The following is a 13,103-nucleotide window of genomic DNA, read 5'->3' on the forward strand; positions in this document are numbered from 1 at the left end:
TCAGTCAACTGGCCAGCACACCTTTCCGGGATGTCCGCTCTGAGATCCCAGTGTCATGATCAAAAACTGCTTCCTATTTACCTGTATTTTGCTCTGACTGCGGGGCTGTGCAGGTCTGTTCGACTGTCCGTATAATGCATCGCTTCTCGTGATTAGTTTTAGGATTGTCCCCGATGGAGCTGCTTGCCCCTGTACTCAAATCATTCATGTTGGTGTTTATTGCTGAATTTGGTGATAAAAGTCAGATAGTCTGCATGACGTTGGCGGCTCGATATAGGCCTTTGCCTGTAATGCTGGGGGCGATAGTTGCATTCTCGTTGCTGAACTTGCTGGGAGTGACGATTGGGGCTGTCGCAGCACGTTGGTTGCCTGAGTGGTTGGTGCTGGCCGCTGTTTGCTTACTGTTTCTATTGTTTGGCATTCAATCTCTACGTGAAAATAGTGAAGACGATGTGGATGGAAATGCCAAAAGAGTAGGTAAGCATTTGTTGTTCTCCGTAGTTTTACTGATTTTCCTGGCCGAGTTTGGTGATAAAACCCAAATTGCTGTCGCGGGATTAGCCGGTGTTGAGTCTGCGTTGGGTGTATGGATTGGGTCGACCCTTGCACTAAGTGTGACAACGTTAATGGGAGTGCTGGTGGGAAGGGCGATGCTCCGACGTGTGCCCATCCACTGGGTTCATCGGGGCGGTGGGGTGTTGTTTTTGCTATTTGCGCTGTTGGCGGCGGTTGAGTTGCTGAGCGTGCTGGCGGTCATTCCTGGTCGCTGAATTAACAATAAAGATAAACGGATGTAGGTCGGTAGGATGGTTGCAGGTTTTTTGGTTCTTCTTTGTTGTCAGTTACTGGGTGAATTGATCGTTTACGGGTTGGATATCCCGGTGCCCGGGGCTGTGGTTGGTATGGTCTTGCTGTTAATAGGGCTGATGTTACGAGGAGAAGTTGCCGGTGGGTTGCGTACAAGCTCAGAAGGCCTGCTGTCAATATTACCGATGATGCTGGTGCCAGCAGGTGTAGGCCTGATGGTGCATTTTGAATTGATCGCGGCCGGATGGGTGGCGATATTGGCTGCATTGGTCGTGAGCACCTTTGTGACGTTACTGATTGTGACGTTATTACTGAAGTGGACGCATTCATCGGCTGACAAACCCCATGCGCAGGGGGAGGTGAACGAATGAGTCTGTGGTTGGAATTCCAGGCATCTCCGTTGCTGTGGATAATTGTCACGGTTGTTGCGTTCATGGTGGCTTCCTGGATCAACCGAATTGCCAGGCGCACGCCGCTATTACATCCGGTTGTTGTTGGATTGTTGTTGATCATCGGATTGTTAAAGCTGACGGATACGTCTTACGAGACCTACAAGGATGGCGCTCAGTTTATCTCCTTCCTGTTGGGGCCTGCGGTTGTTGCCCTGGCTGTGCCATTGTATGACAACCTGGCCCGTGTGCGGTCCATGCTTGTGCCGTTACTGGTTGCCTGTACGGTCGGTGCGTTGGTGGCGGCATTAACTGCAATTGCAGTTGGTATCTGGTTGGAGTTATCGATGCAAACCTTGTTGTCGTTGGCGCCGAAATCGGTGACTACGCCTATCGCAATAGGTGTTGCGGATAAGATTGGCGGGTATCCGTCGTTAACGGCTGGACTGGTGTTAATAACTGGCGCATTAGGATGTCTGATGTCGCCGTTTGTCTGCAAAATGCTCAAGGTTGAAGATCCCGCCATTCGAGGGTTTTCACTCGGTGTCGCGGCGCACGCAATGGGTACGGCATATGCATTTGAGTACGGTGCTATCGCGGGGGCATTTGGGGGCTTGGCGATGGGTATGACCGGTACATTTACCGCCTTTATGTTGCCGCCATTGATTCGTCTTTTAGGGCTGTCCTAGCCTTTTGTTGCATTTGCTAAATAGCTATCAGATAGGTAAAGTGCGCCCCTGTTTAACAGGTAACCAATTGATAAAGTGGAACGGCGGCTATGACTCCTCTGGAGCGTTATAAGAAGGACCTGGAGCGGGACGATTTTTCTTACGACCCGGCTCAGGAAATGGCGGTTAAAAATCTGCAGCGGTTGTACGATGATCTGACTGCAGTGAAGCCACAGCCCAAGCAAGGGCTGATGAAGCGTTTATCCGGCAAGTTCAAAAAAGAGACGGTTGAGCCGATCAAGGGCCTTTATTTCTGGGGCGGCGTTGGTCGTGGTAAAACGTATCTGATGGATACCTTCTACGATAGTCTGCCATTCGAGCAGAAAATGCGTACCCACTTTCACCGGTTTATGCAGCGTGTGCACAAAGAGCTGAAAGAGCTTGATGGTACGCCAAATCCGTTGGTTGTTATTGGTAAGAAGTACTCTGAAGAGGCGCGCGTGATCTGCTTCGATGAGTTCTTTGTTTCCGATATTACCGATGCCATGATCCTGGCTGGACTGATGGAACAGCTCTTTGCAAACGGTGTATCTCTGGTTGCAACCTCTAATATTGTTCCTGATGGCCTTTATAAAGATGGGCTGCAGCGTGCACGCTTCCTGCCAGCAATCGATATGCTGAATCGATACACCGAAATTCTCAACGTGGATGGTGGGGTTGATTATCGTCTGCGCGCTCTGGAGCAGGCTGAACTCTATCACTGTCCTCTGGATGACAAAGCGGATGAAAGTTTAAACGCAAGCTTTGAAAGCTTGTCTCCAGACTTGGAAGAGGTGGTCGAGCGTGAATTGGTGGAAATAAACGGTCGTGGAATCCAGTCGCGCCGTTGCTGCGAAGATGTTGTGTGGTTTGATTTCACAGAACTATGTGAAGGTCCGCGCTCTCAGAATGATTACATTGAGCTGGCAAAGATTTACCACGCGGTGTTGGTGAGCGGTGTACCGCAGCTGGGGCGCTCCAACGATGACTCTGCACGTCGTTTTATCAATATGGTCGATGAGTTTTACGATAGTGGTGTGAAGTTGATCCTGACGGCTGAAAAGCCGATTCATGAGATCTATACGGAAGGTCGACTGGAGTTTGAGATTGAGCGTACACAGAGTCGTTTGCTGGAGATGCAGTCACACGAATATTTGGCACGCGCACACCGGGCGTAATAGCTGATTCTCAATCGGATTAAAATCTGGTCTGTGATGTAAAAAGTTCTCGATATTGGAGCGCGGGTTGTCTATAATTCGCGCTCCTTTCATTTCGGGAAAGGTAATTGTTGTTTTCAGGGCTACTGAAAACAACCAATAATTATAAGTTAGGTCGGTCGCAACGCCCATATTCTGGCGTTTTGCTACTAGCCCTAAATTAAGTAAAGGCGAAATATCAATGAAAACTTTCGTTGCTAAGCCAGCCGAAGTAAAACGCGACTGGTTTGTAATTGACGCAGAGGGTAAAACTCTGGGTCGTATGGCTACTGAAATCGCTCGTCGTCTGCGCGGCAAGCATAAAGCTGAATATACTCCTCACGTTGATACCGGTGACTACATCGTTGTAATCAATGCTGAGAAAGTAAATGTTACTGGTAACAAGCGCGACGGTAAAATCTACTACCGTCACACTGGCTACCCAGGTGGTCTGAAAGAAGCTTCTTTCCAGAAAATGATCGAAACCTTCCCAGAGCGCACTATTGAGCTGGCTGTTAAAGGCATGCTGCCAAAAGGTCCGCTGGGTCGTGCTATGTACACCAAATTGAAAGTGTACGCTGGCTCCGAACATCCGCACCAGGCTCAGCAGCCTGTAGAACTGAACGTCTAAGGGGAAGGTTGATATGTCTACTCAGTATTACGGCACAGGCCGTCGTAAAACATCTACTGCTCGCGTTTTCCTGCGTCCGGGCACTGGCAACATCGTTGTAAACGATCGTTCTTTGGATCAGTTCTTTGGTCGCGAAACTGCACGTATGATCGTGCGTCAGCCGCTGGAACTGACTGATAGCCTGGGCAAATTCGACGTATACGTTACCGTTAAAGGCGGTGGTGGTACTGGTCAGGCGGGTGCTATTCGTCACGGTATTACTCGTGCACTGATGGAGTACGATGAGACTCTGCGCCCAGCACTGCGTGAAGCAGGCTACGTTACTCGCGATGCTCGTATGGTAGAACGTAAGAAAGTGGGTCTGCGTAAAGCACGTAAGAAGCCTCAGTTCTCCAAGCGTTAATTCGCTGCGCTGTTATTGCAGCGCGAAAACAGAAAAAAACGCCTGCTTCCCTTGGGACCAGGCGTTTTTTTGTGCCCGTTTTTTGGGGCGGTGTTCAGGTCAATACTTTAATCTAATATTGTGGCCATAAGCCTAATTCACCTTGTAAGAAAGGGGTAATTTCTTTAATATCTTGGCCATTTTTAGAATCCATGTTTCCGTGGCTTTTTATACTTAGCGGCCAATAGTTTTTGCATCTGCAAAATACTTGAGGTCGAGTAGGGGAGAACATCTTAAATGAGCAATGACGGCGTGAATAAGGGTCGGCGTCGCCTCCTTCTCGGTGCTACATCCGCAGTTGGTGCGGTTGGTGCTGTAGGAGCGGCTGTCCCGTTCGTAGCTTCTTGGAATCCAAGTGCCAAGGCGAAGTCTGCGGGTGCACCTGTAAAGGTGGACATCAGCAAGCTTGAACCTGGTCAGCAGACAATCGCTAAATGGCGTGGTAAGCCAGTGTGGATTGTTCGTCGTAGTCCAGAGGCGTTGGAAAGTCTGGCCAAGCTGACCAATCTGCAGGATCCCAATTCTGAGAATGCTGCGCAGCAGCCTGCGTACATTCCAAAAACAGCGGCGCGCGCGATTCGTGAGGATATTGCTGTGCTGGTGGGTATCTGTACTCACCTGGGTTGTTCTCCGACCTACCGTCCAGAATTGGCTCCAGAAGACCTGGGTGCAGATTGGGTAGGTGGTTATTACTGCCCATGTCACGGTTCTCGATTCGATTTGTCTGGCCGTGTAATGAATAGCTCCCCGGCTCCAAGTAACCTGGTGATCCCACCTCATCACTATGAGAGTGATAATGTGATCATCGTTGGTGTAGATCAGGAGACTGCATAATGGCTGGTTACCGTAACAAAGGAAATCCAGGTCTGATGGGCTGGATTGATGATCGTTTCCCTGCAACTGCAATGTGGGAAGATCATCTGTCTAAATACTATGCACCAAAGAACTTTAACTTTTGGTACTTCTTTGGCTCTTTGGCACTGTTGGTGCTGGTTAACCAGATCCTGACGGGTGTCTGGCTGACAATGAGCTACACGCCTACTTCTGAAGGCGCATTCGCATCTATTGAATACATCATGCGTGACGTGGAATACGGTTGGTTGCTGCGATATATGCACTCTACCGGTGCGTCTGCATTCTTCGTTGTTGTATATCTGCACATGCTGCGTGGCATGATGTACGGTTCCTACCGTAAGCCGCGTGAGCTGGTTTGGATCTTCGGTATGACCATCTACCTGGCGTTGATGGCTGAAGCATTCATGGGCTACCTGCTGCCATGGGGTCAGATGTCTTACTGGGGTGCGCAGGTAATCGTATCTCTGTTCAGTGCTGTGCCTTGGGTTGGTGAAGACCTGGCTCTGTGGATTCGTGGTGACTACCTGATCTCCGGTATTACGCTGAACCGCTTCTTTGCATTGCACGTGATTGCTTTACCTATCGTATTGCTGGCGCTGGTTGTTCTGCACATCATCGCGCTGCACGAAGTAGGTTCTAACAACCCAGACGGTGTTGAAATTAAAGAGAAGAAAGACGAAAACGGTGTACCGCTCGACGGCATCCCGTTCCACCCTTACTACTCTGTTAAAGATATCGTGGGTGTTGTTGTCTTCCTGTTTGTATTCTGTGCGGTTATCTTCTTCTTCCCAGAAGGTGGCGGTTACCTGATCGAAGCACCAAACTTCGAACCTGCTAACCCGCTGAAAACGCCAGAGCACATCGCACCTGTATGGTACTTCACGCCATTCTACGCAATGCTGCGTGCTATTCCGCCAATTGCTGGCTCCCAGTTCCCGGGTGTTGTGGTAATGGGTGGTGCGATTGCAATCCTGTTTGTGTTGCCGTGGCTTGATCGTAGCCCGGTTAAATCCATTCGTTACAAAGGTGTGATCAGTAAAGTAATGCTGGTTGTGTTCTGTGTGTCCTTTGTGATTTTGGGTTACTTGGGTGTTGTGGCTTCTAACCCAGTACGTACGTTGATGGCTCAGATCTGTACTGCGCTGTACTTCGCGTACTTCTTCCTGATGCCTATTTACACCAAGATGGAAAGCACTAAACCGGTACCGGAGAGGGTTACAGGCTAATGAAAAAGTTTCTTGTTGCTATTGTAATGGCAGTGCTGCCGCTGACTGCGTCAGCTGCCGGCGGTGGTGCGCAACTGGATCACATTGAAGTTGATCCTACCAATCATGCTTCTATTCAGCGTGGTATGCAGACCTTTGTGAACTACTGCATGGGTTGTCACTCTGCTAAATATCAGCGTTTCGAGCGTACTGCAATGGATGCAGGTATGCCGAACGATCTGGTTCAGGAGCACCTGATTTTTGGTGATCAGAAAGTGGGTGAGCAGATGACTATCTCTATGTCACCTGCTGATGCGGGTAACTGGTTTGGTAACCCGCCACCGGATCTGTCTCTGGAAGCACGTTTGCGTGGTCCAGACTGGATCTACACTTACATGCGTAGCTTTTATAAAGATGAGTCCCGTCCGTACGGCGTAAACAACGTTGTCTTCAAAGATGTTGGTATGCCAAACGTGCTGGAGCATCTGCAGGGTGTTCAGGTGAACAACTGTACGCCTGAAGAGTTGCATGAAGCGCGCGGCAAAATCGATCCGCTGACAGGTCAGAGCATGAACAGCTGCATGACCACTGTTAAAAAAGGTGAGCTGTCTCCAGAGGAGTTTGACAAGGTTATTTATGACCTGACTAACTTCCTGGCGTACATCGGTGAGCCGTACAAGCAGGACTCTCAGCGTATCGGTACTTATGTACTTATCTTCCTGTTCATCTTCTTCTTCTTCGCATTTGCACTGAAGAAAGAGTACTGGCGAGATATACATTAAGAACTCTGTGGTACAATAGTCCCACGTTATTGCGCGGCCCGTCAGGGCCGCGCATTTGTTTCTAGAATAAGCTAAACATACGGAGATCAATCGATGGGCGTAGTGGCAAAGCGTTCTTCCATGACTTTTTATTCCAATGGTGAAGATCACTACAGTCATCGAGTGCGTATTGTGCTTGCTGAAAAGGGTGTTGCAGTAGAGATCCATGACTGTGATGCGAATGATCTGCCGGAAGATCTGGCTTCTTTGAACCCTTATAACAGTCTGCCAACATTGGTAGATCGTGAACTGGTTCTGTATGAGCCGAATGTAATGATGGAGTATCTGGATGAGCGTTTCCCTCATCCGCCGTTGTTGCCTGTTTATCCAGTAGCACGTGCTGAAAGTCGCTTGTATATGCACCGCATTCAGCGTGACTGGTGTGCGCTGGTCGATCAGATCCTTGCTGATCCAGAAGATTTTGACGAAGGTGAGCGATTGCGCAAAGACCTGCGAGACAGTCTTGTTGCGGTGTCTCCTATCTTCGGTGAGAAAGACTTCTTCATGAGTGAAGAGTTCTCATTGGTTGATTGCTGTCTGGCGCCGGTTCTATGGCGTTTGCCGATGCTGGGTATTGATATACCTGAAGAGCAGTGCAAGCCGCTGGTTAAGTATATGGAGCGTCTGTTCGAGCGTGAATCGTTCCAGGCAAGCCTGTCCGAAGCCGAGCGTGAGATGCGCGATTAATCAGCTGATAATGCTGTGTGGTTAACGATGTGTTAGCTACGAATATAAGGGGATGAAGGAAACTTCGTCCCTTTTTTGTTTTTGGAGTATGTATGAAACCAAGCAGACCTTATTTGTTGCGGGCGTTGTATGAGTGGATGCTCGATAATGATCTGACCCCGCATGTTGTTGTGAATGCTGAATGGGAGGATGTTGTTGTACCCACTCAGTTTGTTGAGGATGGTCAGATTGTATTGAACATTATCCCGAGTGCTGTGCGTGATTTCATAATTGGTGATGATGTTTTGAGTTTTAATGCTCGGTTCGGTGGTGTGCCAATGGATGTGTACATTCCATTGGGTGCTGTTATTGCAGTGTATGCGCGTGAAAATGCTGCAGGTATGGGATTTGGTATGGAGCCTGGGGCTGAGTTGTATGATGCGAATGAGCCGCAACCGCCTGAACCGGAAGTGACGGAGCCTCCTAAAAAGAAAGGCCCAATGCTGAAGGTCGTGAAATAAGAAACTTGGTTTTGGAAGAGAGCTAAAGCGGGTGTTCCGCTTTAGCTGATGATGCTGTATTAATCGATATACTCGAAGATTTTGACGATCTTCTCTACGCCGCCTAGCCCGCTCACAATATTGACGGCTGCGTCAGCTTCGGACTGGGTGACTAGTCCCATCAAGTACACGGTGCCATTTTCGGTAACGACTTTAATTCGATGTCCGGGTACACCTTCGTCAACCAGAAGTTGGCTTTTGGTTTTCAGTGTCAGCCAGACATCGTTGGCTCCTTTGAGTGTAGAGCTTGAGCCTGAGATATTCATCTCGTTGTGAACCCGGCGAACTTTGCGAACATTTGCAACGATTTGCTCGGCGAAGCTGCGGACCTCTTCTGATGGTGCTTGTCCGGTCAGTAATACGATGCCGTTAAAGCTGGTAACGCCCACGCTGGCGCCCTGCAGTTGTTCGCGAACTTCTAATAGATTGACGTTAGCTTTAGTTTCAATAACTTCGTCGTCAACATAGCTGCCGACGGTGCGAGAGCCGTAGTCTTCCTGAATGGGTTCTTCCCGGCCTGCGCTGATTAAGTTTGAGCAGCCGGTAAGAGGTAGTGCACAAATCAGCGCGGTGATAATAATCTTCGTGTTCATTAGAGTTCACTTCCAAAAAGTTGAAAATCAACAAGATCACACAGCGAATGCAGCACCAGCAGGTGGGCATCGTGGACCAAAATAGGGTCTTCTGCAGGTACGCAGATCTCTACTTCATCGGGGCCGAGTAAGGCGGTCATATCGCCCCCATCATTGCCGGTTAGTGCGATGACGATCATCTCACGATCATGTGCAGCCTGAATCGCCTGTACCATGCTATTGGAGCGGCCATGTGGGGAAAGAACCAGAAAAAGATCTCCCGGTTGGCCAAGTGCTCTTATTTGTTTCGCATAGACATCGCTAAAGCTGCTGTCTTCACTGATGCCGCTTAGTGTATGAGCGTCTGCATTCAGGCAGATGGCTGGCAAACCTGGGCGTTCCTGGCGGAAGCGGTTGAGCATTAGGCTGCAAAAGTGCTGGGCCAGTGATGCAGATGCGCCGTTGCCACACGTCAAAACTTTGGCTTCGGTTACCAGGCAATGTAGCAGCAATTCACCGGCGTGTGCGATCATCGGTGTGTACTGTTCGATGGTGACGGCGTTCACCTCCATCGAGTTGTGAAACTGACTGACGATACGGTCCTCAAGTTCCATTTCTTTTCCTTATACTGCTACATCAAAGTCTAAAGGCGTCTTTATACCACAGAGGCGTGGATAGTGCTTCCGTGGAGTCAAAGGCGAGCACATCAAAGCGACATTCCCGTTCTGCATATTGAGGGTTTTGCAGTAAAAAGTGCCGGGCAGCCTGGATGATCTTTTTTTGTTTCTTGGTGTTGACGCTTTCCGCCGCGCTTCCAAAGCTTTTGTGTTGGCGTAGGCGAACTTCGACAAATATCAGTGTCAGTTGTTCCTGCATGATCAGGTCTATTTCGCCAGCTCGGCAGTTGTAGTTGGTGGTCAGGGTTGTGAGGCCTGATCGTTCCAGGTGTTTGCGTGCTGAGCGTTCGGCATCCTTGCCGAGTTTGTTTCTATCCATGAATTCAGATTCCTGTCATCGGATTTACTGCTGTACGGTCCTTGGTTGTTGTAGTTGCGGGCTGCCGTTGCGGAATTTGGCCCACTGCATGTTGCGAACAACTTTTTTATTCTTATCTACCGTAAGTGAACCGGTTTCACCTTGAACAGCTGCGCCGTCGGTGGCGGCTAACTGATTCAGATAAGGGTGAATTTTGAAAGCATCAATGCCAAGTGCGTACAGTCGTCCAAATCGAGTGTCAGTATCTTGGCGTTTCTGAGCCAGAAAGCGCTTGGTATCGGATGCCGGTGCCAGTGACCATGGCATGTCGACAAACTGAATATCGTTTAGATCACGGTCTCGTTTGTCGTCAGGGTTGCCTGCAAATACGTGGGACGTCGCGTAGATGGGCAGCTTTCCAGCGTAGTGAAATGCAAGAATGGGTTTGATTTGACGGGCATCGCCAGGAAGTGCGCTCAAGAAAATAGCGTCTACGTCTTTGCGTCGGCGTTCCTCAAACTTGATTCGCTGGTTGCTCATCTTGAAGATCTGCTTGGCACGCGCTTCGCTTTTATCTGTTGCCAGTAGCGTGCTGACATCCTGAGAAAAATCTTCCTGCTTATCGAATCGGGTGCTGTCCGCAACGCGCCCACCTAAAGCGGAGAATTCTTCTTCAAATGCAGTGCGAACTCGCGTCCCCCAGTTTGTTAGAGGGACCAATGTAAGCATAATGCGGTGGCCATCTTGCCAGGCCTTGCGTGCAGCTTGGCGGGCTTCGTCCTCTGCGGCCAGGCCGAATTGGTAAATCTGGCTATAGTCAGCAGTATTGTCGTAGTTGAGTGCGAGTACCGGGATCGACATCGGTTCACTGTTGTTCAGCGCACTCACATATGGTTTTTCAAGCGGGCCGATCACCATATCAATCGACTGTTCGTGGATCAGTAATCTTAGCTGATCCGGGGAGCTAACCTGGGTGGAGTCTATAAACTGAAGCTGGGGTACAGGTTTGCCGTTTGCCTGTTCGTTGAAGTAGGCAGCCATGATGCCTTCACGAATGGCCGCTGAAGCTTTAGTGAGCTTGCCTTGCATAGGTAGAAGCACGGCGATTCGCTGGGCAATGATCGGTTCAGAGCTGACGGCTTCGCCGGCCTGTGGTGGCAATGCACGTGCCGGGTGAGATTCCCATAGGGTATTCCACTCGCTCATTGCGTAGCTGAGCTGGTCCAGTTGTGTTGCTTGCTTATGGATCAGGGCCAGTTCAAACCAGCCCTGTTCATAGTATGTGTTGCCCGTCTGTTGGCTAAGTCCGATCAATTGGGTTGGGGAAAGCGAGCGCAGGGCGGACCATATCTGATCATGGTATTGCTGCTGTAGCTGAGGATCGGGTTCGTGAGAGCTGATATCAATCAGTGCGAATGCTTCGCTGATCGGATCGTTCTGCAGGCGAAACGCCTCCGCACGAAGTTCGCCAATACGCGTGACTTGTTCAGTTGATGGGCGATAGGTCTGGTCCGACGGGAATTCCAGATAACGTAATGCTTGCTGAGGCTGTTGGGCATCCAGCGCGGCGCGAGCCCGGCTTTGAGCGACTTCATAGCGTAAAGATGGCGGCAGGAGCTCTAACTCAACATCTTTCAGGATATCGAGAGCGGCGTCCTTTCTGTCCATGCGTAGCAGTATATTAGCGGCTTGAACTCTCAAGCGGGCTGCCTGAATCGGTTGGGACTTGGCTGCTTGCTGCAGTAAATCCTCGACGGCAAGGCGAGCCTGTTCCGCAGAACTGTAAGTCTGAGTGGTTGGGCGGGTATCTGGAGCTGGGCTGGTGCTACAGCCTGCTAAAGCCACGCCGATAATGCCTGCGGCCAAAGACAGGCGCCATTGAATCGTCATATACTTCTCACCCCGGTTTTTAGGATGGAATAGCTGATGTCTGAATCTGCACTGTATGTCGTTGCCACACCCATAGGCAATTTGCAGGATATGTCGCAACGTGCCGTAGAGGTGCTGAAAAACGCTGAGGTTATTGCAGCTGAAGATACGCGGCACAGTGCCCGTTTAATGGCGCACTTTAACATTAATACGCGCTTGATTTCAGTACATGACCACAATGAAAGGCAACGAATTGATAGTATTCTGGATTTGTTGCGTGCAGGTAACAGTGTTGCCTTGATTTCGGATGCGGGTACGCCGTTGATTTCCGACCCGGGTTTCGTCGTTGTGCGTGCGGTGCGTGAAGCCGGTTTTAAAGTGGTGCCTGTACCAGGATGTGCTGCATTTGTAGCTGCGTTGAGTGCCGCAGGTTTGCCGTCAGATCGCTTTGCGTTTGAGGGGTTTCCGCCAGCGAAGCGTAATGCGCGCCAGCAATACTATCAGGAGCAGTCTTCTGAAAGCCGTACTTTGATTTTTTATGAGTCGCCGCATCGTGTGCTGGAATCACTTAAAGATATGAGTGACGCGATGGGTGCTGATCGACAGGTGGTGGTCGCGCGTGAGTTGACTAAGACATTTGAGACCATTCATTCAGCCCCATTGGCAGAGTTGATTGACTGGATGGCTGCCGATCACAATCAGCAAAAAGGTGAGTTTGTTTTGCTGGTGCATGGTAAACCGAAACCCGAGGCGGGGGTTGTGGATAACAATGTCGAGCATGTGCTGGATGTGTTGCTCGCCGAATTGCCGGTCAAGCAGGCTTCTGCGCTGGCGTCCAAAATAACCGGCGTTAAGAAAAACCTGCTTTACAAGCTGGCTTTAGAGAAGGCGGATAGCTGATCGGGCAACGCTTTGTTGAATGAGTTTTGTGGATAGTCATATTGCAGTAGCAAATCACCGGCGTTATGCGTATCCTTAGCGCCGGAGAAGTCCGCTAGACAGTCGCCGCCTTGCTTTGGCAGGGGGGAGGAAAGTCCGGGCTCCATAGGGTAAAGTGCCAGATAACGTCTGGGCGGCGAAAGTCGACGGAAAGTGCAGCAGAAAGTATACCGCCTAAGTATCTTCGGATAACGGTAAGGTTGAAAAGGTGAGGTAAGAGCTCACCGCGTGGGTGGCAACATTCCACGGCGATGGTAAACCCCACTCGGAGCAAGACCAAATAGGGATCCTTAAGGTATGGCCCATACCGGATCCGGGTAGGTCGCTTGAGGTGTATGGCGACGTACACCCTAGATGAATGACTGTCCACGACAAAACCCGGCTTATCGGCGGGCTTCTCCTTTAGTTTTATTCAGGTTTTATCTCTCTTTTTAGTGCGTTCGCACAGTGAAGTGCTTTTAACTCCTTA

The 13,103-nt window shown here is 49.9% G+C and carries 16 protein-coding genes and 1 other RNA gene; 13 read left to right on the plus strand and 4 right to left on the minus strand.

Annotation, left to right across the window (positions count from 1 at the left end):
* Positions 1-173: 173 nt before the first annotated feature.
* From IOQ59_RS04625 to IOQ59_RS04675, 11 genes are all read left to right on the plus strand, one after another.
* Positions 174-770, plus strand: coding sequence for a TMEM165/GDT1 family protein (locus tag IOQ59_RS04625; RefSeq protein ID WP_193952090.1), 597 nt, complete (start codon positions 174-176; stop codon positions 768-770).
* A gap of 36 nt (positions 771-806) precedes the next feature.
* Complete coding sequence (locus IOQ59_RS04630) at positions 807-1,178, plus strand: CidA/LrgA family protein (protein ID WP_193952091.1); 372 nt, start codon at positions 807-809, stop codon at positions 1,176-1,178.
* A complete protein-coding gene (locus IOQ59_RS04635; RefSeq protein WP_193952092.1) occupies positions 1,175-1,885 on the plus strand; it encodes an LrgB family protein in 711 nt (236 codons plus the stop codon). The genes IOQ59_RS04630 and IOQ59_RS04635 overlap by 4 nt, the downstream gene beginning before the upstream one ends.
* 89 nt (positions 1,886-1,974) lie before the next feature.
* On the plus strand, positions 1,975-3,081 hold the full coding sequence (gene zapE, locus IOQ59_RS04640; protein ID WP_193952093.1) for a cell division protein ZapE: 1,107 nt from the start codon (positions 1,975-1,977) through the stop codon (positions 3,079-3,081).
* Between the two features lie 220 nt (positions 3,082-3,301).
* On the plus strand, positions 3,302-3,730 hold the full coding sequence (gene rplM, locus IOQ59_RS04645) for a 50S ribosomal protein L13 (protein WP_193952094.1): 429 nt from the start codon (positions 3,302-3,304) through the stop codon (positions 3,728-3,730).
* 13 nt (positions 3,731-3,743) lie between these two features.
* A complete protein-coding gene (rpsI, locus tag IOQ59_RS04650; protein ID WP_193952095.1) occupies positions 3,744-4,133 on the plus strand; it encodes a 30S ribosomal protein S9 in 390 nt (129 codons plus the stop codon).
* A 276-nt stretch (positions 4,134-4,409) separates the two neighbouring features.
* Positions 4,410-5,006 carry a ubiquinol-cytochrome c reductase iron-sulfur subunit gene (gene petA / locus IOQ59_RS04655; RefSeq protein ID WP_193952096.1) on the plus strand — a complete coding sequence of 199 codons (597 nt, stop codon included), beginning with the start codon at positions 4,410-4,412 and terminating at the stop codon, positions 5,004-5,006.
* Positions 5,006-6,253: a cytochrome b gene (locus IOQ59_RS04660; RefSeq protein WP_228050684.1), complete on the plus strand. Its 1,248-nt coding sequence runs from the start codon at positions 5,006-5,008 to the stop codon at positions 6,251-6,253. The genes petA and IOQ59_RS04660 overlap by 1 nt, the downstream gene beginning before the upstream one ends.
* On the plus strand, positions 6,253-7,014 hold the full coding sequence (locus IOQ59_RS04665; protein WP_193952097.1) for a cytochrome c1: 762 nt from the start codon (positions 6,253-6,255) through the stop codon (positions 7,012-7,014). The genes IOQ59_RS04660 and IOQ59_RS04665 overlap by 1 nt, the downstream gene beginning before the upstream one ends.
* A 93-nt stretch (positions 7,015-7,107) precedes the next feature.
* Complete coding sequence (gene sspA, locus IOQ59_RS04670) at positions 7,108-7,740, plus strand: stringent starvation protein SspA (RefSeq protein ID WP_193952098.1); 633 nt, start codon at positions 7,108-7,110, stop codon at positions 7,738-7,740.
* A gap of 92 nt (positions 7,741-7,832) precedes the next feature.
* On the plus strand, positions 7,833-8,240 hold the full coding sequence (locus IOQ59_RS04675) for a ClpXP protease specificity-enhancing factor (RefSeq protein ID WP_193952099.1): 408 nt from the start codon (positions 7,833-7,835) through the stop codon (positions 8,238-8,240).
* Between the two features lie 59 nt (positions 8,241-8,299).
* On the opposite strand, the gene IOQ59_RS04680 is transcribed toward IOQ59_RS04675, so the two are convergent.
* Genes IOQ59_RS04680 through IOQ59_RS04695 form a run of 4 tightly spaced genes read right to left on the minus strand, consistent with a single transcriptional unit; the run spans position 8,300 to position 11,716 of the window.
* A complete protein-coding gene (locus IOQ59_RS04680) occupies positions 8,300-8,872 on the minus strand; it encodes a BON domain-containing protein (protein ID WP_193952100.1) in 573 nt (190 codons plus the stop codon).
* Positions 8,872-9,465, minus strand: coding sequence for an SIS domain-containing protein (locus tag IOQ59_RS04685; protein WP_193952101.1), 594 nt, complete (start codon positions 9,463-9,465; stop codon positions 8,872-8,874). Before IOQ59_RS04685 ends, IOQ59_RS04680 begins: the two co-directional genes overlap by 1 nt.
* Before the next feature lie 22 nt (positions 9,466-9,487).
* Entirely contained in the window at positions 9,488-9,847 is a 360-nt protein-coding gene (locus IOQ59_RS04690) for a YraN family protein (RefSeq protein ID WP_193952102.1), read from the minus strand.
* A 24-nt stretch (positions 9,848-9,871) separates the two neighbouring features.
* Positions 9,872-11,716 (minus strand): penicillin-binding protein activator, encoded by a 1,845-nt coding sequence (locus IOQ59_RS04695; protein ID WP_193952103.1) that lies wholly within the window; start codon positions 11,714-11,716, stop codon positions 9,872-9,874.
* Positions 11,717-11,752: 36 nt separating this feature from the next.
* Here IOQ59_RS04695 and rsmI point away from each other — a divergent pair, with 36 nt between their 5' ends.
* Together rsmI and rnpB are read left to right on the plus strand one after the other, a co-directional pair.
* Complete coding sequence (gene rsmI, locus IOQ59_RS04700) at positions 11,753-12,595, plus strand: 16S rRNA (cytidine(1402)-2'-O)-methyltransferase (protein WP_193952104.1); 843 nt, start codon at positions 11,753-11,755, stop codon at positions 12,593-12,595.
* A gap of 86 nt (positions 12,596-12,681) precedes the next feature.
* Positions 12,682-13,036: RNase P RNA component class A (rnpB, locus tag IOQ59_RS04705), an RNA gene on the plus strand.
* The last annotated feature ends 67 nt before the right edge of the window (positions 13,037-13,103 follow it).

It is taken from the genome of Pontibacterium sinense (assembly GCF_015209595.1).
GTDB classification, from domain to species: Bacteria; Pseudomonadota; Gammaproteobacteria; order Pseudomonadales; family Balneatricaceae; genus Pontibacterium; species Pontibacterium sinense.